This window comes from Aestuariivirga sp., assembly GCF_047600585.1.
In the GTDB taxonomy this organism is placed as follows: domain Bacteria; phylum Pseudomonadota; class Alphaproteobacteria; order Rhizobiales; family Aestuariivirgaceae; genus Aestuariivirga.
In genome coordinates this window covers 43,325-63,675 of the sequence record NZ_JASGKP010000001.1, presented here as the reverse complement: position 1 = coordinate 63,675, position 20,351 = coordinate 43,325, and the positions used below count along the sequence as shown (strand labels likewise).

Annotated in this window: 17 protein-coding genes; 4 read left to right on the top strand and 13 right to left on the bottom strand. The window is 64.5% G+C overall.

Going from position 1 to position 20,351, the window contains the following annotated elements:
• The 5 genes from bchY to QM801_RS00200 form a co-directional block, all read right to left on the bottom strand.
• Positions 1-1,536, bottom strand: coding sequence for a chlorophyllide a reductase subunit Y (gene bchY, locus QM801_RS00220; RefSeq protein ID WP_415017198.1), 1,536 nt, complete (start codon positions 1,534-1,536; stop codon positions 1-3).
• Between the two features lie 2 nt (positions 1,537-1,538).
• The gene (locus tag QM801_RS00215) at positions 1,539-2,537 is read right to left on the bottom strand and encodes a chlorophyllide a reductase iron protein subunit X (protein ID WP_415017197.1); all 999 of its coding nucleotides are present in this window, start codon (positions 2,535-2,537) and stop codon (positions 1,539-1,541) included.
• On the bottom strand, positions 2,534-3,466 hold the full coding sequence (gene bchC, locus QM801_RS00210) for a chlorophyll synthesis pathway protein BchC (protein ID WP_415017196.1): 933 nt from the start codon (positions 3,464-3,466) through the stop codon (positions 2,534-2,536). The genes QM801_RS00215 and bchC overlap by 4 nt, the downstream gene beginning before the upstream one ends.
• Before the next feature lie 101 nt (positions 3,467-3,567).
• A complete protein-coding gene (locus QM801_RS00205; RefSeq protein ID WP_415017195.1) occupies positions 3,568-4,653 on the bottom strand; it encodes a methyltransferase in 1,086 nt (361 codons plus the stop codon).
• On the bottom strand, positions 4,640-5,521 hold the full coding sequence (locus QM801_RS00200) for a polyprenyl synthetase family protein (RefSeq protein ID WP_415017194.1): 882 nt from the start codon (positions 5,519-5,521) through the stop codon (positions 4,640-4,642). The genes QM801_RS00205 and QM801_RS00200 overlap by 14 nt, the downstream gene beginning before the upstream one ends.
• Before the next feature lie 50 nt (positions 5,522-5,571).
• On the opposite strand from QM801_RS00200, the gene QM801_RS00195 reads away from it, so the two are divergent.
• Positions 5,572-7,038, top strand: a complete 1,467-nt coding sequence (locus QM801_RS00195; protein ID WP_415017193.1) for a phytoene desaturase family protein — start codon at positions 5,572-5,574, stop codon at positions 7,036-7,038.
• 218 nt (positions 7,039-7,256) lie between these two features.
• Positions 7,257-7,889 carry a hydratase gene (locus QM801_RS00190; RefSeq protein WP_415017192.1) on the top strand — a complete coding sequence of 211 codons (633 nt, stop codon included), beginning with the start codon at positions 7,257-7,259 and terminating at the stop codon, positions 7,887-7,889.
• Positions 7,890-8,008: 119 nt separating this feature from the next.
• On the opposite strand, the gene QM801_RS00185 is transcribed toward QM801_RS00190, so the two are convergent.
• From QM801_RS00185 to bchI, 6 genes are read right to left on the bottom strand one after another with little or no spacing between them, the layout of a single operon-like run.
• On the bottom strand, positions 8,009-9,007 hold the full coding sequence (locus QM801_RS00185; RefSeq protein ID WP_415017191.1) for a phytoene/squalene synthase family protein: 999 nt from the start codon (positions 9,005-9,007) through the stop codon (positions 8,009-8,011).
• On the bottom strand, positions 8,994-10,505 hold the full coding sequence (gene crtI, locus QM801_RS00180) for a phytoene desaturase family protein (protein WP_415017190.1): 1,512 nt from the start codon (positions 10,503-10,505) through the stop codon (positions 8,994-8,996). The genes QM801_RS00185 and crtI overlap by 14 nt, the downstream gene beginning before the upstream one ends.
• A 43-nt stretch (positions 10,506-10,548) precedes the next feature.
• The gene (locus QM801_RS00175; RefSeq protein ID WP_415017189.1) at positions 10,549-11,838 is read right to left on the bottom strand and encodes a DUF3422 family protein; all 1,290 of its coding nucleotides are present in this window, start codon (positions 11,836-11,838) and stop codon (positions 10,549-10,551) included.
• Complete coding sequence (gene bchO, locus QM801_RS00170; RefSeq protein ID WP_415017188.1) at positions 11,835-12,695, bottom strand: alpha/beta fold hydrolase BchO; 861 nt, start codon at positions 12,693-12,695, stop codon at positions 11,835-11,837. Before bchO ends, QM801_RS00175 begins: the two co-directional genes overlap by 4 nt.
• A complete protein-coding gene (locus tag QM801_RS00165) occupies positions 12,692-14,359 on the bottom strand; it encodes a VWA domain-containing protein (protein WP_415017187.1) in 1,668 nt (555 codons plus the stop codon). The genes bchO and QM801_RS00165 overlap by 4 nt, the downstream gene beginning before the upstream one ends.
• Positions 14,356-15,432, bottom strand: coding sequence for a magnesium chelatase ATPase subunit I (bchI, locus tag QM801_RS00160; RefSeq protein ID WP_415017186.1), 1,077 nt, complete (start codon positions 15,430-15,432; stop codon positions 14,356-14,358). The genes QM801_RS00165 and bchI overlap by 4 nt, the downstream gene beginning before the upstream one ends.
• A 251-nt stretch (positions 15,433-15,683) precedes the next feature.
• Here bchI and bchE point away from each other — a divergent pair, with 251 nt between their 5' ends.
• Positions 15,684-17,333 carry a magnesium-protoporphyrin IX monomethyl ester anaerobic oxidative cyclase gene (bchE, locus tag QM801_RS00155; RefSeq protein WP_415017185.1) on the top strand — a complete coding sequence of 550 codons (1,650 nt, stop codon included), beginning with the start codon at positions 15,684-15,686 and terminating at the stop codon, positions 17,331-17,333.
• A gap of 7 nt (positions 17,334-17,340) precedes the next feature.
• Complete coding sequence (bchJ, locus tag QM801_RS00150; RefSeq protein ID WP_415017184.1) at positions 17,341-17,916, top strand: bacteriochlorophyll 4-vinyl reductase; 576 nt, start codon at positions 17,341-17,343, stop codon at positions 17,914-17,916.
• An 11-nt stretch (positions 17,917-17,927) separates the two neighbouring features.
• Here bchJ and QM801_RS00145 read toward each other — a convergent pair whose 3' ends face one another.
• Both QM801_RS00145 and QM801_RS00140 read right to left on the bottom strand, forming a co-directional pair.
• Positions 17,928-18,902 (bottom strand): diguanylate cyclase domain-containing protein, encoded by a 975-nt coding sequence (locus QM801_RS00145; RefSeq protein ID WP_415017183.1) that lies wholly within the window; start codon positions 18,900-18,902, stop codon positions 17,928-17,930.
• A gap of 78 nt (positions 18,903-18,980) precedes the next feature.
• Positions 18,981-20,309, bottom strand: coding sequence for an HlyD family type I secretion periplasmic adaptor subunit (locus QM801_RS00140; protein WP_415020866.1), 1,329 nt, complete (start codon positions 20,307-20,309; stop codon positions 18,981-18,983).
• Positions 20,310-20,351: the final 42 nt, after the last annotated feature.

Here is a 20,351-nt window from a genome sequence, read left to right as displayed (position 1 = left end):
TCAGGTCCCCACCGATTCTTCGGCCTTGGCCTTGGCGGCCAGCATGCCTGCGTATTTCTTCTTGAAGTCGGGACGGTCGACCGGCACTTCGCGCCAGATGCCTGCCGCATGGCCCGAGCCCACGCCCTCGAAGAAGGCGCTCATCTCGTCGAAGCGATGCTTGTTGCGGATGGCGGCCATCACGACCTGCGCCAGCGAACCGGCACCGGCCGGACCCATCAGGGGCCGCGCCGAAATCAGGTTGGTGAAATAGAGCGCGGGGATCGACAGCGCCTTGGCCTTCTGCACAACGGGTGTCGTGCCGATGGCAAGATCGGGCCGCACGTCGAGGACGGCTTCGATGTCCTGCTCCAGCGAGGCGCGGTACTGCACGTGAGTACCACGCGCTTCGAGCCAGACGCGATCCGCTTCCGACCACGGCGTGCGCGGACAGGCGGTGCCGACGTAAGGCACATCGGCGCCGCTCTCGATCAGCAGGCGTGCCACCAGAAGCTCGGAGCCCTCGTAGCCCGAGACGGTGATGCGGCCCTGGATCGGCTTCTGGGCGAGGGCGCCCTTGATTGCAGGAAGAATGAGGTTCTGCGCCTCGGCGCGCTTTTCACCTGCAACACCGCAGGCCTGGCCGATGGCCTCAAGCCAGGCGGCCGTGCCGTCGTAGCCGACGGGTGCAGAGCCCACCACGCTGCGGCCCGCGGTTTCGAACTCGCGGATGCTGGCGGTGTAGAAGGGATGGATGGCGGCAACAGTGGCGCAATCGAAGGCGGCGAAGAGTTCGCGCCACTCGCGGGTCGGCACCACGGGGCCCGCCGCAAGGCCCATGGGGGCGAGCATGCGGCCGATGATCACCGGATCGGCGGGGAACATCTCGCCCAGCAGCGTGACGGTGGGAAGATCGGATGTGGTCTTGGGCCGCGCCACGGGACCGGTGCGGATCTCGCCCGCCGCATAGCGCAGCATGGCGCCTGCAAGCACGTCTTTGGCTTCTGCGTGGGTCGGCACGCCGAAGCCCGGCACATCGATGCCGATGACGCGGACGCCGTTGATCTCTTTGGGCAAGATCTGCAGCGGCACGCCCGAGGCTGTCGGCACGCAGAGATTGGTGACGATCACCGCATCATAGTCTTCGGGCTTCGCCACCTCGTAGACGGCGTCGCGGATGTCCTCGAAGAGCTTGCCGGTGACGAGTGTTTCCGAGTTGAAGGGCACATAGCCCACGCTCCGCTTCGCACCATAGAAATGCGAGGTGAAGGTGAGGCCGTAAACGCAGCAGGCCGAACCCGAGAGAATGGTGGCGGTGCGGCGCATACGGAGGCCAACGCGCAGGCTGCCGAAGGCCGGGCACATGCTCTGCGGCTGGTCGTGAGGACCGACGGGATAATCTCGCGCGAACTGGTCGAGCACGCCGGCCTTGCCAGCCTTTTCGGCGGCGGCCTTCAGCTCGTCCTTGTTGCTGCAGGCGCCGTCGGCAGGAACAGCCGCAGCAGCTTCGCTGCTTGCGCCCTGCACTTTTCCGGTCCTGTTGAAGATCGTCGCCATCTTTATACCTGGTCGTAAACCACTTCGAGAGACGCCTTCTGGGTGATGACGCCGCCACACATGTCTTCAGCTGTTGCCGGCTGCAGCACCACGTTGCGGCCCACCACGTCGCCCGAGAACAGGCCGAGGAGGCCGTCCTGGCTGAGGGGCTTCGGACGCTGGGGCGGGGCTTCCGCCACGTTCTTTGCAAGTTCCTCGAAGAGCGAACCCCACTCGCCACCGGGCTTGCCGATGATTTCGTAGTTGGCGCTCTTGCGGCGGATGTCGTCGTGCGCCGGGATGGAAGCGAGAACGGGAATGCCCGCTGCTTCGGCGAAGGCATGGGCCTCGCCCGTGCCGTCGTCCTTGTTGACGACGATGCCGGCGACGCCGACGTTGCCGCCCAACTTGCGGAAATATTCGACCGCCGAGCAGACGTTGTTCGCCACATAGAGCGACTGCAGGTCGTTCGAGCCGACGATGATCACCTTCTGGCACATGTCGCGGGCGATCGGCAGGCCGAAGCCGCCGCAGACCACGTCGCCCAGGAAGTCGAGCAGCACGAAGTCGAAGCCCCACTCATGGAAGCCCAGCTTCTCCAGCAGTTCGAAGCCATGGATGATGCCGCGACCGCCGCAGCCGCGGCCCACTTCCGGGCCGCCCAGCTCCATGGCGAAGACGCCGTCGCGCTTGAAGCAGACGTCGCCGATCTTCACGTCTTCACCGGCGAGCTTCTTCTTCGAGGAGGTCTCGATGATGGTGGGGCAGGCCTTGCCGCCGAAGAGCAGCGAGGTGGTGTCGCTCTTGGGATCGCAGCCGATGAGCAGCACGCGCTTGCCCTGCTGCGCCATCATGTAGGAGAGGTTGGCGAGCGTGAAGCTCTTGCCGATGCCGCCCTTGCCATAGATGGCGATGATCTGGGTTTCCTTCTTCACCTCGCCTGTGTGGACGGGATCGGGCTCCTTGGCCGCTTCCGACTTGAGGCGTGCATCAAGCAGCAACTGTGTGTCGACAGCGTTCATTGGAACGTCCTCCAATCGAGCACCATCTTCAGGCAGCCCGGGTGAGTGAATGCGGTTTCATAGGCCACCGGTGCATCGGCAGCGGGGCTGCGGTGCGTGACGAGGCCGTCGAGGGAGAGCTTGCCGGCCGACACGAGGTCCAGCACGGCGGTGAGGTCTGCCTGGTCCCACTGCGCGGCGATGCGGAGCGTTGCCTCGCGCATGAAGGCGGGCGGGAAGACGAAATGCAGCGGCTCGGAATAGAAGCCGGCGAGAACGATTTCGCCGTGGCGGGCGAGATGCTTCATGGCACGGTCGATGATCTGGGTGTCGCCGCTGGCATCGAGGATGCAGCCATAATCGCGGCGCTCGTCGAGGTTCGGCTGCACCACGCGATAGGACTTGGCGCCGCCCATGCGCTGGTCGTCGGTCTCCCAGACGGTGGGCGAACCGCCGAGCGCGATCACGATGCGGGCGGCAAGACGGCCCAGCGCTCCATGGCCGACGATGAGGTCGGGCAGGCGTGCAAGCTTGACGGCGTGATGGGCCGTGGCGGCAAGCGCCAGCATGGTGCCGGACTCGAGCAGGCTCTCATCGATCTTGACGAGCTTGGCCGGGGCCGTTGCGATGCGGCTGGCGGCACCGCCGAAGAGGCCGCGCACCGCGCCATAGCAGCTGGCGCCGGGAACAAAGACGAGATCGCCTTCATGGAGACCCGAATGGCTCGGGGCCCTGCTCACGCGGCCGACGGTTTCGTAGCCGGGGACCAGCGGATAACCCATGCCGGGAAACGCCGGCATGTCTCCTGTCCAGAGCAGACGTTCGGTGCCTGTGCTGATGCCTGAAAAGCAGACGTCCACCAACGCTGACGCCCCATCTGGTGGAATCAGAGGCAGAACCTCGAGAGCTAATCGCCCAGGAGCTGCAAAGACCACTGCAGTGGTATCCATCGCCAGCCTCCGCCCTGTTGACGCTTGTCACTGTGGCAAGACATCTTGGGTGTCAGCTTAACTAGACATTACCTATTGTCAATCTTCTTTTACGCTTTTGATCAGTGGGCGAGCAGGGTCAGGACGCCCGCGATGAGGGGGTTTGGAGTGTCCCATTGCCGCAGCGCGCCAAAGCCGGATTGGGCAGCGATTTGAGCGATTTCTGCCGGGGTGCGCGTACGTCCCTGGGCCATCGCGGTGAAATAGAAATTGAAGTACGCATCAGCGACTTTGCCGCTGCCAGATTGTCCTGACAAAGGTTCAGCGATGAGCAGTGTGGTGCCTGGTTCGACCGCCCGGCGGATGTTGCGGAAGAGGGCCAGCACTGCATCGTCGTCATGGTCGTGGACCACGCGGATGAGGGTCACAAGGTCCATGCCGGCGGGAAGTGAGTCGCTGCGAAAATCACCACCATGCGCCTGAATTAAAGGCAGTGACGATGTGTCAGGGGACCGCGTCACAAGGGCCGCGACGGCGGGCAGATCGAAGAGGTTGAGCGCGAGTTTGGGATACTGTGCCCCGACCGCGCGGAGGAAGGCCCCTGCCCCGCCGCCTACATCCAGCATGCGGCTGTGACGGCTGAAGTCGTAGGCGGCGAGCACCTGTTCCGAGACCGCCCGTTGTGACGCCGCCATGAGCGCCGAGTAGCGCGCCTTGTCGCCGCCGCTGTCGTCATAGGCCCAGTAGCGCTGAAGGTCGCCTGCGGGCTTCGGCGTCTTCAGCAGCGCCACCGGATCGGACAGGTCACGATAGAAATGCTCGTGATGTTCGATGAGCCGCATGATCCAGGGCTGGGCGAAAAGGGCAGCCCCCATCTCTCCGAGGTGAACGGTGCCGCCCGCGCGTTGCAAAAGGCCAAGCGCCTCCGCCCCCTTCACCAGCATCAGGCAGCGATCAGTGGTGAGCCCCGTGGCGCGGGTGAGTTCGGCAAGGCTCGTGCCCTCGCGGCCGACGCGCTCGAAGACCTTCAGCGAGACGCAGGCCGAGAGGATTTGAGAGTATGTGAAACCAGCTACAATATCAAAGAGTTGCTGGGACTTCCTGCGGGCAATCGAGCGCCCGACCGGAAGCTTCTGCACGGCGGAGATGAAGCGCGGATCGGTGAGCAGCCGGTTGCGGAGCCGGATCAGGAACTCAGGCAGCGCCACGATGCAGTTGCTTGGGAACGAGCGCGCGCGACACCGCAACGATCTGGCTGTTGAGCGCATCGCGTCCGGGGCACTCCGGCGTGCTCTGCGTCACCCGCGCCAGAAGATTTTCGAGATGGTGCATGGCGCCCTCGAAGCCGAGCGTGGAGACCATGTTGGGCAGGCCGTTCGCCGCATCCTGTCCGGTGGGCTTGCCGATCTCGCCGGAGATGCCACCCACGTCGCGCAGGTCGTCGGCCACCTGGAAGGCTTCGCCGATCAGCATGCCGCACTGGCGCCAGGGCGCTGCCTCGCGTCCCGCTGCCACCGCGCCCAGCATGGTGCAGGCGGCAAAGAGCGCACCCGTCTTGGCCCGCTGGTAGCGGACGAGATCCATCTTGTCTTCGCACTCCCACGCCTGGCCGGCGCAGATGCCGTTGGGGGCGCCCACCGACTGGGCGATGATGCGGACCATGTCGGGATAGGCCGCCACCACATTGAAGGCTTCCACGATGAGCGCGTCGCCCGCCAGCACCGCAAGGCGCTCGCCATATGCAACGTGTACGGAGGGTTTTCCGCGCCGGTAGGCAGCACCGTCGAAGCAGGGCAGATCATCGTGCACGAGGGAGGCGCAATGCAGCATCTCGATCGCACAGGCGCCGGCAAGGGCCGCGGCCATGTCCGCCTTGCCGCAGGCCTGCGCCACCGCAAGGACGAGCTTCGGACGAACACGCGCACCGCCCGGAAAGATGGCGTACTGCAGCACCTCTGCAAGCCGGGGCGGACAGTCTGAAGAACAGGGAGAAGCCAGCGCACGCGCCAAGGCTTTCTCGAGGGGGTTTTCGGCATCCATGGTGGCGCCTCCCAAATCGACAATTGTCATTGTCATTCGCAAGTGTCATCTTAACCTGACACAATCGAAAGGCCTTGGCAACCACCATGGCAACCGTAGTCATCGGCGCAGGTGCCGGCGGACTGGCCGCCGCAATCGCCCTCGCAGCAGCAGGCGAGGATGTGCTTGTGCTCGAGCGCCAGGCCGGACCGGGCGGCAAGCTGCTGCCCGTGACGCTCGATGGCAGCGCCACCGACACGGGCCCCACGGTCTTCACCATGATGTGGGTGTTCGAACATCTCTTCGGCCTCGCGGGCAAAGACGCGCGTGCGGTCCTGAAGCCTGAGCCGCTCCAAACCCTCGCCCGTCATTTCTGGCAGGGCGGCGCCAATCTCGATCTCTTTGCCGACCGGGAGGAAAGCGCCGATGCCATCGGCCGCTTCGCAGGGGCAACCGAGGCCAAGGGCTATCTCGCCTTCTCCGCCGCCGCGAAGGCCATGCACGACTCGCTGCTTCAACCCTTCCTCAACAGCCAGCGTCCCACACCGTGGGGATTGTCGGCTGCGATGCCGCTCGGCGATCTCTTCAAGATCAATCCCTTCGAGAGCCTGTGGCACGCGCTTGGCCGCTACTTCAAGGACGAGCGCCTGCGGCAGCTCTTCGGCCGTTACGCCACCTATTGCGGCTCGTCGCCCTTCAAGGCCCCGGCAACGCTGATGCTGGTCGCGGATGTGGAGGCAAGTGGCGTCTGGCGCCTGCCCGGCGGCATGGCGGACCTCGCGCGCGCACTGCACGAGACGGCAGTCGCACTTGGCGTCCGCTTTCTGTTCGGCACCGCCGCTGCAAAAATCGAAGCGACGCGGAGCGGCGTCACGGCGGTGATCGACTCAGGCGCAACCCGCCACGCCTGCGATGCCGTGGTGGTGAATGCCGATGCCGCGGCGCTGGCCACCGGCCTCCTGGGTGATGCGATGAAGCCCGCAGCGAAGGTCCTGCAGGCGAAGGAGCGGTCTCTCTCCGCCGTCACCTGGGCGGGCAGGATCGCCCATGACGGCCTTCCCCTCCACCATCACAACGTTTTCTTCTCCGCCGACTACCCGGCTGAATTTGCAGCTCTTTCCACAGGGCCGGCAGCTGATCCCACCATCTATCTCTGCGATCAGGGCGAAGGCCGCAAGCTGGTGCTGGTGAATGCGCCCGCAAACGGCATGGCTGCACCCTCTGATCTCGAAGCCACCGTGCTCCGCAGGCTTCAGGCACAGGGGCTTGGTCTCGATCTTTCTCACGGCGAGATCCTGCGGCGGAGCCCGAAGGACTTTGCCGCGCTTTATCCCGCCACCCACGGCGCGCTTTACGGAAGGGCCTCACACGGATGGATGTCGACGTTCCTCAGGCCTCAGGCCCGCACACATCTTCCCAACCTCTATCTCGCGGGCGGCAGCGTCCATCCGGGGCCGGGCGTGCCGATGGCGACGCTCTCGGGGCTGCGGGCCGCGGAAGCGCTGCTCAGCGACCACGCTTCGACGCGCAGGTTCCGCAGAACGGCTATCGCTGGTGGTACGTCGATGCCCTGAGCGACGACCGCCGCCACGGCCTCACCATCATCGGCTTCGTCGGCAGCGTCTTCTCGCCTTACTACGCGGCGGCGCGCAAACGCGGCGCGGGCGACCCCGGCAACTTCTGCTGCATCAATGTCGCCCTCTACGGCGAGACGCGCCGCTGGGCCATGACCGAACGTGCCGCACGTTTTGTGGATCAATCCAAAGACGCCTTTCACGTCGGACCATCATCGATGGCCTGGGACGAGCGCGGTCTCACCGTGAACATCCACGAGATCTGTTCGCCCATCCCCTTTCCGTTGCGCGGCGAGGTGCGGCTCACGCCGGGCGCGCTCTACGATGCGCCCGTGGCGCTCGATGCGGCGGGGCGGCACCACTGGCGGGCCGTCGCCACGGACGCGCGGATCGAGGTCAACCTCACGGCGCCGAACCTCTCCTGGTCGGGCACCGCCTATCACGACATGAACTGGGGCGAGGAACCGCTGGAAGCGGCCTTCCGCGACTGGACGTGGTCACGCGCCGAAACCGCTGAGGGCACCACGGTGCTTTACGACGTGACCACGGTGGCGAACGAACGCCGCGCCTTCGGCAGGCACTTTGCCAAGGGTGAGGTGAGCGAGCATCCGCTTGCTTCCCATCATGAGCTGCCGCGCGGGCTCTGGGGCATGCGCCGCCCGATCCTCTCGGAGCAGCCGCCGCGGCTGATGCTGAAGCTGGAGGATGCGCCCTTCTACACCCGCAACCATGTGGAGCTGACGCTGGGCGGAAAACCTGTCGATGCCGTGCACGAGAGCCTGTCGCTCACCCGCTTCAGCCATCCGGTGGTGCAGTGGATGCTCCCCTTCCGCATGCCGCGGCGCGGCTAGAAGAACTGCAAATACAGAAGGTTAACGGCCCTTCCTGAGGCTGTAGAGTTCCCACAGGCCCCAGCCGACGACCACGATGGTCACCACGGCAATCTCGAGGGTGATGATCGTTCCGCTGCTCACTGCTTCCGTGCCTCCACTGCCATGAGCATGTCGATGACCCAGCCCATCTGACCGCCCAGGCCTTGATACGGAGACGGTGGCAGCGGGGTTTTCACAACATCGTCAATGAGGAACTGGCCCTCGGGCAGGCAGGGGACTTCGCTTGACCGCGGCAGCGCCGGCACTTCCGCAATGGCGCGGAGGACGAGGGCCGCCTTGCGCCGCCCACCCACCACCGCCCGGCCACGGTGACCCTGGCGCGCGGCGAGGCAACCGATCTCTCGGTAGAGCAGACGGGCCGCATTGATCGAGGCGCGGCAGGAGCGCGGCAGCATGGCGATGCCCGCGCGGGCGCGCATGTAAAGCTGCTCGGCTTCCGTGACGAGGCGGCTCGCGGCATCGGCGGCACAGGCGGCATTGCCGAGCACGTCCTTCGGCGTGCAGCCCTTCTCGCGCAGCCAGTCGCCCGGCACATAGACGCGGCCAAGCTTGGCATCCTCCTCGAGGTCGCGGGCGATGTTGCTCAGCTGCATGGCGACACCGAGGTCGATGGCGCGGGCGAGCGCGTTGGGATTGCGCTGCCCCATGATGAGCGACATCATCACGCCCACCGTGCCCGCCACGCGCACGCCATAGGCGACCACGTCCGAGAGCGTGTCATAGCGGCGGCGGTTCGCGTCCCAGGCAAAGCCTTCGATCAGGGCGTCGGGCACGCTGCGGGGAATGCCGAAGCGGCGCGCCACATCGGCGAAGGCACGGTCGGTCGGCGACTCCACGGGCTCGCCCGCGTAGATCAGGTCAAGCCGCCGCGCCAGTGTCGCCACCGCCTCGGCGGCATTGTCCGAGTGGTCCACCAGATCATCCGCCATGCGGCAGAAGCCATAGAGAGCGCGGGCATATTCGCGGACATTGGCGGGAAGCAGCAGCGAGGCGAGATGGAAGCTGCGCGAGCCCTGCCGGATCATCTGTCGGCAGTGGGCGAGGTCGGCAGGTGTCGCGAAATCAAGGCGCAGCACGGGCAAACACTTCTGCTGGCGGCACCGTGAGATCAAGCACGCGGGCCGAAGAAATCACGCCGGGGACACCCGCACCGGGATGGGTGCCTGCCCCAACAAGGAACAGGTTTTCCAGTTCCTCGCTCTTGTTGTGGGGGCGGAACCAGGCGCTTTGCGTGAGCACCGGCTCCAGGCCGAAGGCCGCCCCCTTGTAGGAGAGGAGGCCGTGCTCGAAGTCATCCGGGGTCATCAGGCGCTGCGAGATGATCTCGGATTCGAAGCCCGGCAACACGGTCTCGTGCAGACGCTGGGCGACGCGCTTGCGGTAGATCTCCTTCTGCTGCGACCAGTCGATCCCGGACTCCTGGTTGGGCACGGGCGACAGCACATAGAAGGCATCGCAGCCCGCGGGCGCAACCGAGGGGTCACTCGCAGAGGGCCGGTGCAGGTAGAGGCTCATGTCGTCGGCCAGCACCTTGCGGTCGAAGATGTCCTTGATCAGGCCGTGATAGCGCGGGCCCATCAGGATGATGTGGTGCGGCACGCTCTCGAAGCGGCGCTTCGTGCCGAAGTACCAGACGAAGAGCGACATGGAATGGCTGGCGCGCTTCATCTTCGCAGGCGTCCAGCGCCGCTGCGCGCCGCCCTGGATAAGCGTGCGATAGGTGTGCGCCGCATCGGCGTTGGAGACGACGATGTTGGCCGGAACGGTTTCGCCCGTCTTCAGCCGCACGCCCGTGGCGCGGCCGTTTTCGTGGGTGATTTCAGCGACTTCAATATTCGGAAGAACGGTGCCGCCCTGGCGCTCGATGAGCTTCACCATCGCCTTGACGATGGCGTGGGTGCCGCCCATGGCCCAGTGCACGCCATGCTTGCGTTCGAGATAGGCGATGAGGCTGTAGACGCTGGTGGTGCGGAAGGGATTTCCGCCGACGAAGAGCGGATGGAAGCTCAGCCCCATGCGGAGCTTGGGATGTTTGACGTGGTGGGCGACATGGCCGTGAACCGAGCGCCACGCCTTGAGCCGGGCCAGGCTGGGGACGAGCTTCACCATGTCCATGAAGGAATTGAAGGGCACATGGCCCAGCTGCTCGAAGCCGATGCGGTAGATCTCCTCGCTCTCGGCCATGAAGCGCGTGTAGCCCTCGACGTCCGAGGGTGAGATACGGGCCACTTCCCTCTTCATCGCCTCCGGATCGCTGCGGCAGGTGAAGGTGTCGCCGTCGTCGAAGCGGATCACATAGAAGGGATCCATGGCCTTCAGTGTCACGTCGCGGTTGAAGTCCTGTCCGGCGAAGCGCCACAGCTCTTCCAGCACGAAGGGTGCGGTGATGATGGTGGGCCCGGCATCGAAGGTGAAGCCATCCTGCTTGTGCACGGTGGCGCGGCCGCCCGGCTGCGGCAAGCGGTCAAGAACCGTGACCCGGTATCCGCGCGCGCCCAGACGGATGGCCGCTGCGAGGCCGCCAAGCCCGGCACCGATCACCACCGCATGAGGCATGGCATGTGATGTCAACATTGCTGGACATTAGACGCCGCAATTGAAGTTGACGCAAGACCTCTCAGTCGTGCAGCGACTTCCTGAAGCGGTGCAGGCCGATGCCGACGGCCAGAAGAGCGACCGGGATCGCGAGTGCGGCCACGAACTCGGGCGTCACGCTGCCCCCCTCTTTCGGCAGGATGCCCTTGGCGGCGTAATAGACGAGGCCGACAATGTAGTAGGTGATCGCCGCCACGGAGAGGCCTTCCACAGTCTGCTGCAGGCGAAGCTGCAGGTTGGCGCGGCGGTCCATGGATTGGAGCAGGCTCTGGTTCTGCTTTTCGCGCGAGACGCTGACGCGGGTGGCCAGCAGCAGCGAGGCCCGCGAGATCCGCTCCGACAGGGCCTGGGCCCGGGCGGAGACGGCACGGCAGGTGGCAATCGCCGGCGAGAAGCGGCGGTCGTTGAATTCGCGGAAGGTCTGGAGGCCCTCGATCCGCTCTTCGCGGAGTTCCTCAATGCGCTGCTGCACGATGTCGTAGTAGGCGTTCGCCGCCGTGAAACGGTACTGATTGTCCGTATACTGACGTTCGACGTCGGCCTCGAGCCGGGTGAGACGGTCGAGAAGCCCGGGCTCCTCCGCCTCGCCTGCCGTCTTCATGGCGCTCATCACTGAAATCAGCTCGTTTTCCGCCGTTCCGAGGAAGGGCGTGAGCTTGCGCGCCATCGGCAGGGCCAGCAGCGCCATCATGCGGTAGGTATCGATTTCAAAGAGACGCTGCACCAGACGGCCGGCCTGCCGGGGCGTCATGTGATGGTCCCAGACCAGAAGGCGGCCGAAGCCATCGGCATGGATGCGGAAATCCGTGTAGGCGCGGCCGGCATGACCCGAGATGGTCGAGCCGATGATGGTGTTGCCGTTGAAATAGGACTCCGCAATTTTCGAGGGTTCCGGCGGCTTGGGGCTGCGGATCACCGTGGCATGGATGGCGGCGATGGTGCGGCCATGCAGGCTCTTCAGCCAGTTCTGGGGAACAAGCGAAATCGCGGGTTCCGAGAAGGGCTTCTTCTCGATGCCTTGCGCAAAGAACGTATAGCGGCAGAATTCGGTATGGCGCTCCCACTTGACGCGGTGCGAGCCGAGGTCGGCCACGAAATGGTTCGCATCGGGGGCGGGCTTCGGCGCGCCGGTGCCTTCCAGCAATTGCGACAGGGCATGAAGATCGTCGCTCCGGCTGCCGGTTCCAACCAGCACCAGATAGGACATGCGCATCGGCGCTTCGAGGCTGTCCGGCGGGCGGGCATGCACCTCGTCATTGAGGGCGCGCCGGTCCGGATGATCCTCGGGCAGAAAGAACACCTGGGGGTTCATGTTTCGAGACCCATGATGATGCCGGCGGCGAGGCGCGGATTTTCTTCGTGAAGCAAGTGCCCGTATCCCCTGTAGTGGAGCGTGACGGCATGACGGCAGCGTGACGCCGCCCTGTCTGCAGAGGCCGGCGGCACCGCCTTGTCGTTGTCTCCGGCAACGAAGATACAGGAGGCTTCAATCCGCGCAAGCGCCTGTTCCATGGTGCTTAAATCCCAGGCAGCCATCATGCCCAGTGCTGCGGCCACATGGTCCGGGTCCTTGAAGAGGCGGAAATAGTGCTCGATGTCTTCGGGGTCTGGCTCGGAACCGGTGTCGCGCAGAAGCCGCTCGACCGTCGACTGGCGCGCCACACCGGAGAGGAGCCGCGGCACGAAGGGATTGAAGGCCACGAACTTGGCGATGGGCGAGAACAGGCTTCCCGCCAGCCCGCCGAAGGGAAAGAAGGCGCCGTTGAACGAGACGAGTGTGGTGGGTGCGATGAGCTTGCGCGAGGCGGCCTCGGCAAGAATGGCCGCACCAGCCGAATGTCCCGCCACGATTTTAGGGGAAAGCCCCAGCGCCTTCATCACCGCCGCCACGCCCGATGCCATGCGCGGCAGGGTGAGATCGCTCGATCCGCGCGAAGTCGTTTGGCCGTGGCCCGGCAGGTCGAGCGCGACAACATGAAAGCGGGCGGAGAGATGAGGGATGACCTTGCGCCAGGAATGCACCGAGGCCGCCGTGCCATGCACCAGCAGCACGGTGGGGCCATCGCCCTCTTCCACCACATGCCAGCGCAAGCCGTCCGCCTGCACGAAATGCTCTTTCGGCTCCGGCGTCGCGATGCGCTCCTGCTCCTGCTCTACGGCAACACTCATTGCGTCAGGGCCCGGAGCGCCTGGTTGACCGGCCGTGCGATGTCATGGGCGCCTGCGCGGGGCATCGGCAGATAGCGGGCACGCATGGCATCCGCCAGAGCCCGGGCATGGTGCTTCGGCTCGGGCGAGACATCGATGACCATGGCATCGATCCCCTCCGCCGCAAGGAGACGAGCACTCGCCATCGTTTCCTCGAGCGCCTTCACCTTGTTGCCTTCGCCTTCGCGCGTGACATTGGCGCGGCCATCGGTGAGCATGATGATGGTGGGCGTGCCGCCGCCGCGCTTCACCTGCAGGGCGAGCGCGAAAACCTGATCGAGTGCCGAGGCAAGCGGCGTTCCGCCACCACCCGGCATGCTGGTAAGTGCCCGCTTTGCCCTCTCAAGCGAGCGCGTGGGCGGCAGCAGCACATCGGCGGTCTTGCTGCGGAAGGAGACGAGCGCCACCTTGTCACGCCGGACGTAACATTCGGCGAGGACGGATTCGACCGCCCCCTTGGCTTCGGCAAGACGCTGGAAAGCGGTGGAGCCGGAGGCATCGACCGCGAAGATGGCGGTGGCCTCGTTGCGCTGCTTGATGCGCGCCACCCGGAAATCATCGCGCAATACCGTGACGCGGTCACTGCCATAGAGCTTGCGCCGTACGGGCTGCCACGGGGCCGCAGTGCGGAGGGTCGCCAGCACGTCAAGCCGCTGGCGGGCGAGCGAGGTGGCACGGCGCTGGCCCGTTTTGCGGCCGCGCTGGCCATTGCCCTTGCGCGGCGCGTTGACCTTCATGTTGCGGCCTGCACCCTTTCGCCCCTGCCCCGACACGAGATCGGCGAGAATATGCTCCGGCAGCGACGCCTTCACCGCTTCCACAATGATCTCGGCATTTTCCGGCTGTTCTGGTAGGGATTGGACCGCCTCCGCCTGAGACTGGCGGTCCTGCGGAGGCGGCTGCTCCGTCTCCTGATCTTCATCAGGAGGCGGGGGCAACTGTTGGGCGCGCGGCGCATAAACAAGCCGCGCGGCCTGTGTCACATCATCTTCACCGACGACGGCAGCACCGCGCAGTGCTGCAAGGGCCCGCGCCACTTCCACCGCCTGGATGGCGGCACGCGGGGCGGCAATCGCCAGCATCATCGCAACATTGACCAACTCATCGATCCAAGCGGGCGCGATCGTCACCCCGGCGAGGAGATTGCGGGCAGCGTAGATGGCATCCGGTGTCCAGACGGCCTCGGCCCGTTCGACCACGCAGAAGGGCAGCCGGTCCATCAGGCGCTGCGCCACCGGTTCATCATCCTCGCGGGTGGTCGTGATGGCCAGAAGCAGGATCGAGCGGCGGTCCAGCGCATCGGCGATGGCGGCGGCACAGGACGGATCAAGACGTTCGGCCCGCCGCAACAGAAGCGTGAGTGGCTCTTCACGATTGAGAAGACCTGGCGAGTGAATGGGCCGGCCCATCGCCAGCGTCTCGGCCAGATCAAGTGCGCCGTTCAAGGCCTCGATGGCAACACTCGCCGGAACCGCATGAACGGGTTGGTCGGGCGCGGCTGCTTTATAAGCCGCAACGAAAGACTCTTCCGCCTCCTCCGAGATGAGTGCACCCCCCATCTCTTCGCCACACAGCGCCAGAAGCCCTGCGGCCCATGTGGCGTCGTTGTGGCGGGTGTCGGTCATGGGCCGAGCACCTCGGTGATGGCACGCTCGATGCGGACGGCAGATCCGGTCTCTTCCAGCGGATTGCGGCGGAGGCGATGACGGAGGGCCGGCAGCGCCATGCGCTTCACATGCGAGAGCGTCACCGCCTTGGCTTTTTCGAAGGCGGCAAGCGCCCGGGCGGCGCGGATCAGCGTCAATTGCCCACGCAGACCGTCCGTCTTGAGCGCAAGGCAGAGGGCCGCGACCTTTTCCTGGATGTCATCGGCAACCGTCACATCCGGCAGGCGCTTGCGGGCGGAGAGGATCTTGCCCTGCAAAGCCTTCTCGTCCTTGTCCCAGGTGGCGGCAAAGCCATTGGCATCGCGCTCGTAGGCCTCACGGCGGCGCACGATTTCAACCCAGGTGGGCACATCCTGCGGGGTGCGGACTTCGACGGAAAGGCCGAAACGGTCCAGCAGCTGCGGGCGAAGCTCGCCCTCTTCCGGGTTGCCGCTGCCGATCAGCACGAAGCGGGCGGGATGGCGGACGCTGAGGCCTTCACGTTCGAACAGGTTCTCGCCCGAGGCCGCCACGTCGAGCAGCAGATCGACAAGATGATCCTCGAGGAGGTTGACCTCATCGATATAGAGATAGCCACGGTTCGCCTTGGCGAGGAGGCCGGGTTCGAAGACCTTTTCACCCCGTGCCAAAGCCCTCTCGAGATCAAGCGCGCCGGCGACACGGTCTTCGGTGGCGCCGAGCGGCAGATCAACGACCGGCACGGGAATGGTCTCGGTCTTGAGCTTGGCACCGGCGGCAAAGGCGGCGCGGCAGGATTCGCACGCCGACTGCGGTGCAGCAGGATCGCAATGATAAGGACAATCCTTGACCGCCTTGATGGCAGGAAGGAGCGCTGCAAATGCACGGACCGTGGTGGACTTGCCGGTGCCGCGGTCACCCATGGCAAGAAGGCCGCCGATCAGCGGATCAACAGCGGTCAGCACAAGGCTCAGCTTCAGATCGGCCTGTCCGGCAATGGCCGAAAACGGAAACACCGCTCGCCGTCCTTGCAGGCTTGCCCTGCTCTCTCGTGTGGCGGTTTCCCGTAGCATGGGGACGTCCTTCCCGAATTTCGCGTCACAGGCTAGGCCCTTCGGCCTCCAAGATCAATCGCTGTCTAGCGGGATTGACACTTGGTCAAAACACCGCAGGAAAGCGAAGACACGGTTTTGCAGGGATAAACTGGCGACCTCCCGCAGAAAAGAATGCCTGTCCTTCAAACTTGACAGTCTTTGACATGGGTCAATGACCCTCTACCGGGAACACCGCAACCTCGCCCGAACAGCTACGGGGAGGGAAACCCATGCATGTCGTACTCGTTCACCCGAACTATCACTCCGGTGGTGCGGAAATTGCCGGCAACTGGCCACCCGCCTGGGCGGCCTATCTCGCAGGCGGGCTGAAGTCGGCCGGCTTCGATAAGGTCACCTTCATCGATGCGATGACCGATGACCTGAGCGACGAGGTTCTGGAACAGAAACTCCGCGATGCAAACCCCGATGTGATCGGCGTCACCTCGATCACGCCTTCCATCTACAAGGCGGAGAATGTTCTCAAGATTGCCGAGCGTGCCATTCCGAAGGCCGTGCGCGTGCTGGGTGGCGTCCATGCCACCTTCATGTTCAAGCAGGTGCTGAGCGAAGCGCCATGGATTGACGTGATCGTGCGCGGCGAGGGCGAGGAGATCTTCGTCAACCTCGTGCGCGCCGTGGATGAAGGCCGCTGGCCCGCCGACCGCGCGGGGATCAAGGGCCTCGCCTACCGTGAGGGTACCGAGATCGTCGCCACCCAGGCCGCACCCACCATCAAGGACTTGGACGGCATCATGCCGGACTGGGACATCCTCACCTGGAGCAAATACATCTACGTGCCGCTCGGCGTGCGCGTCGCCATTCCCAACATGGCCCGCGGTTGCCCCTTCACCTGCTCCTTCTGTTCGCAGTGGAAGTTCTGGCGCGACTATCGCGTGCGCGATCCCAAGAAGGTGGTCGATGAAATCGAGAAGCTCGTCAACGACCACAATGTCGGCTTCTTCATCCTCGCCGACGAGGAACCCACCATCAACAAGAAGAAGTTCACCGAGTTCTGCGAAGAGCTCATTGCCCGCGGCCTGCCCGACAAGGTGAAGTGGGGCATCAACACCCGCGTCACCGACATCTACCGCGACCGTGATGATCTCAAGATGTGGCGCAAGGCGGGTCTCGTGCATGTGAGCCTCGGCACGGAAGCGGCCGCCCAGTTGAAGCTCGACCGCTTCAACAAGGAAACCAAGGTGGCGCAGAACAAGGAAGCGATCCGCCTGCTGCGCGAAGCTGACATCTTCACCGAAGCGCAGTTCATCGTCGGCCTCGACAATGAGACGCCGGAAACGCTGGAAGAAACCTACCGCATGGCCTGGGATTGGCAGCCCGATCTTGCCAACTGGTCCATGTACACGCCGTGGCCCTTCACGCCGCTCTTCCAGGAACTGGGCGACAAGGTGGAGGTCTTCGACTTCTCCAAATACAACTTCGTCACCCCCATCATGAAACCTGACGCCATGGACCGCGCCGAACTGCTCGACCGGGTGATGAACAACTACCGCCGCTTCTACATGAAGAAGGCGCTGTTCCATTACCCGTGGCGCGGCACCGGTTTCCGCCGGCGCTACCTCCTCGGCTGCCTCAAGGCCTTCCTGCGCGCCGGCGTGCAGCGCACCTTCTATGATCTCGGCAAGGTGGGCTATTGGGGCCCGCAATCGAAGAAGAACGTGGACTTCCACTTCGACGGTTCACGCGAAATCGCGCCCGCCCAGATGGAAGACTGGGTGGCGATCAGCGAGCGCAAGATGAAGGCCCGCGAACGCAAGGAAGCGGTGAAGGCGCAACTCGCCAAGGACAAGGCCGGCGAGACCGAAACGGTTCTCGCCTGCGGTGGTGGCGGGCAGATGGATGACGGGGCGTCCCTCCACTGAGGCCGGAATGACCGCCACCATCACGGCCCGCATCGGTCCCAACGCCATCATCCAGATGGGTGAGGCGTTGAGCGCAAGGAAGGAACAGGCCCGCGCCGCACGGATTTACGGGCGTGCCGGGCTTCTCCCCTATCTCGCCCACCCGCCGGAGGCCATGGTGGATGAAGGCGAGGTGGCGCGGCTGTTCAAGGCAGTGAGCGATGAGGCCGACCCGCAGGCGGCCCGGGCCCTCTTTGCCGATGCCGGACGCCGCACCGGACGCTATATCCTTGCCAACCGCATTCCCGCCTTTGCCCGCGCCCTGCTGCCCCGCCTGCCGCGCGCACTCGCCATGCGGATCCTGCTCAAGGCGATCAGCAAGCATGCCTGGACCTTTGCCGGCACGGGCCACGTCACCTATCGGGCGGGATCACCCGCCAGCATCACCATTTCGGAAAATCCGATTGCCACATCCCTTGGCTGCATCTGGCACACCGCCGTGTTCGAGACGATCTTCAGCGCGCTGATCCGTGGCCCGGTGACGGTGCGCGAAACCGGATGCCGCTGTGGCGCCGATCATCACTGCACATTCGAGATTTCGTAAACCCAACAGGATCAGGTCGGGTCGCTTTGCGGGCCGGCGCCAAAGATGCGGAAGCGGTTCTTGCCGCGCCGCTTGCTTTCATAGAGGGCGAGATCGGCGAACTTCACCATCTGGTCGCTTTCGAGGACGGAATGCATCGACATGGAAATGCCGATGCTGGCGCCGACCATCAGATTATGCCCGCCATAAACGATCGGTTGCTGCGTGGCCTGCAGCAGACGCACGGCCAGCTTTTCCGCCGCCTCAACACTGCTCGCCTTGGTCTGGATGACGACGAACTCATCACCGCCGAGCCTCGCCACCATGTCGGTCTCGCGGGCAACGCGCTTGAAGCGCCTGGAAATCTCGCGCAACACCTCGTCGCCCGCATCATGGCCATGCTGGTCATTGATCGGCTTGAAGTTGTCGAGATCGATGTAGTGGAGCGCGAAATGATCGCCGCGGCGGGCGAGCGCAATCGCCTGCTTGAGGCGGTCGAGAAAGAGCGGCCGATTGGCAAGGCCGGTAAGGGAATCCTTGAGGGCAAGTTCGGCCACGCCCTTCTGCATGGCGCGGTTTTCGGTGACATCGATATAGCTGGTGACGAAGCCGCCACCCGGCAGCGGCGTGCCGCGGATTTCAACGACCTGGCCATTGGGCCTGGTGCGCTCGAAGGCGTGGGCCTCGGCCTTCGCCGCAAGGGCCATCTTGCCCGCCACGATCTCTTCCACCTCGCCCGGGCCATATTCGCCGCGCTTTGCGTTGAAGCGGAACAGGTCCTCAAGCGTGAGATTGCTGGCGAAGAGATGCTCGGGATATTGCAGCAGCGAGCGCTGTTGCCGGTTGCAGATGAGGATGTTGAGATCCTTGTCGGTCAGCACGATGCCGCCGGGGAAATTGTCGATCACCGCCTCGAGAAGCCTGATCTTGTCCTTCAAGGCAGCATTCTCGCGCAGCAGAACCTGCTGGCGCGACAGCTTCCTCTTTGGCTTCAACGCAACGTCCATTGCGAATCCTTGGGTGAACAACACTCTCTGCGAGTGTTCGCAAAGCCTTCTTGCGTCAAACTGGTGGTCCGGACATGGTTACCTCTCTGCAAACGCCGGATCGACAACCTTGAAGATCGGTTTGAGGATGTAGCGCAGGAAAGACTTGGCGCCGGTGATGATCTCGGCCGACACGATCATGCCGGGCGTGATATGGGCATTCCCCAGCAGTTTCGAATTCTCGATGGTGACCGTAGCCCTATAGAAGTAATCGCCATTTTCACGCTGGAAAGAGGATGGCGAAACGCTTTCGATGCGCCCCGTCAGCTTCCCGTAGATGGCAGCATCGAAGGCCGTGACCTTCAGCTCGGCCGTATCGCCGACCTTCACGTTGCCGATGTCGTCGGGCCTCACCTGCAATTCCGCAACAAGCGGCACATTGCCGGGAACGATCTTCATGAAGGTGTCGCCGGGCTTGACCACCTCGCCCACCGACTTGAGGCTGACCACCTGGACCGTGCCGTCGACGGGGGCGCGAACCACCAGACGCTCGTAGCGGTCCTTCTGCTTGGCAATCGATTCTTCCGTCTCGTTGATCTCTGCCGAGACCTTGGCCAATTCTTCCGACCAGGTGCGGAGTGCGGTGGCATCGGACGCAGCGAGCATGCTCTGGGCTTCGATCACCGCTTCTCCCGCCGCCTTCTGCTGCGCCTTGGCATTCATCAGCTGGATGCGGGTCTGCTCGAGGGCGGCATTGTCATCAAGGAAAGCGCGGCGTGTCGCAAGGCCCTGCTGCAACAGGGATTCGCGGTCATTGAGCGCGTCGGTCCGGAGCTTCACCATCTTCTCGAGGATGGCAATCTGCTGGGTGGACGTCTCGATCTCGATCTTCTTCTGCTCCATGCGCGAGCGGAGCGTATTGCGTTCGTCATTCCGCTCGTTGGCGCGGGCCACGAGAACAGCCTGCTGCACCGGGTCGAGGCCCGCCAACTCGGCCGGGCCAATCGGGAGATGCTGCTTTTCCCGCTCCAGAAGTTTCCGCAGCTGGGCCTCGGTCTGCTGCAGGTCCTGCAGGCGGACCGTCATCTGACCGAGATCTGCCCCCACCTGCCCGGCGGCAAGACGGATCAGCGGATCGCCGGCGCGCACGGTATCGCCCGCCTTGCGATAGATTTCGGCGACAATGCCGCCTTCATAATGCTGAACGGCGCGCACCTCTCCCTGCGGAATGATCACGCCGGGCGCGATGGCCATTTCGCGGATCGGCGTCACGGCGGCCCAGATCGTCACCGCCACGAGAAGGAGGCTTCCGAAACGGAGGATGAGCCGCTGCACCTCAACGGGACGCGTATCCTCCAGTTCGATCGGCAGGATGTAGGCGGACTTGCCCTGGCTCCTGTCGCTTCTGTTGATCCATGTCGCGAGCATCACGTGTGTATCTCCGCTGCCGGACGGGGGGTTGCGAGCATC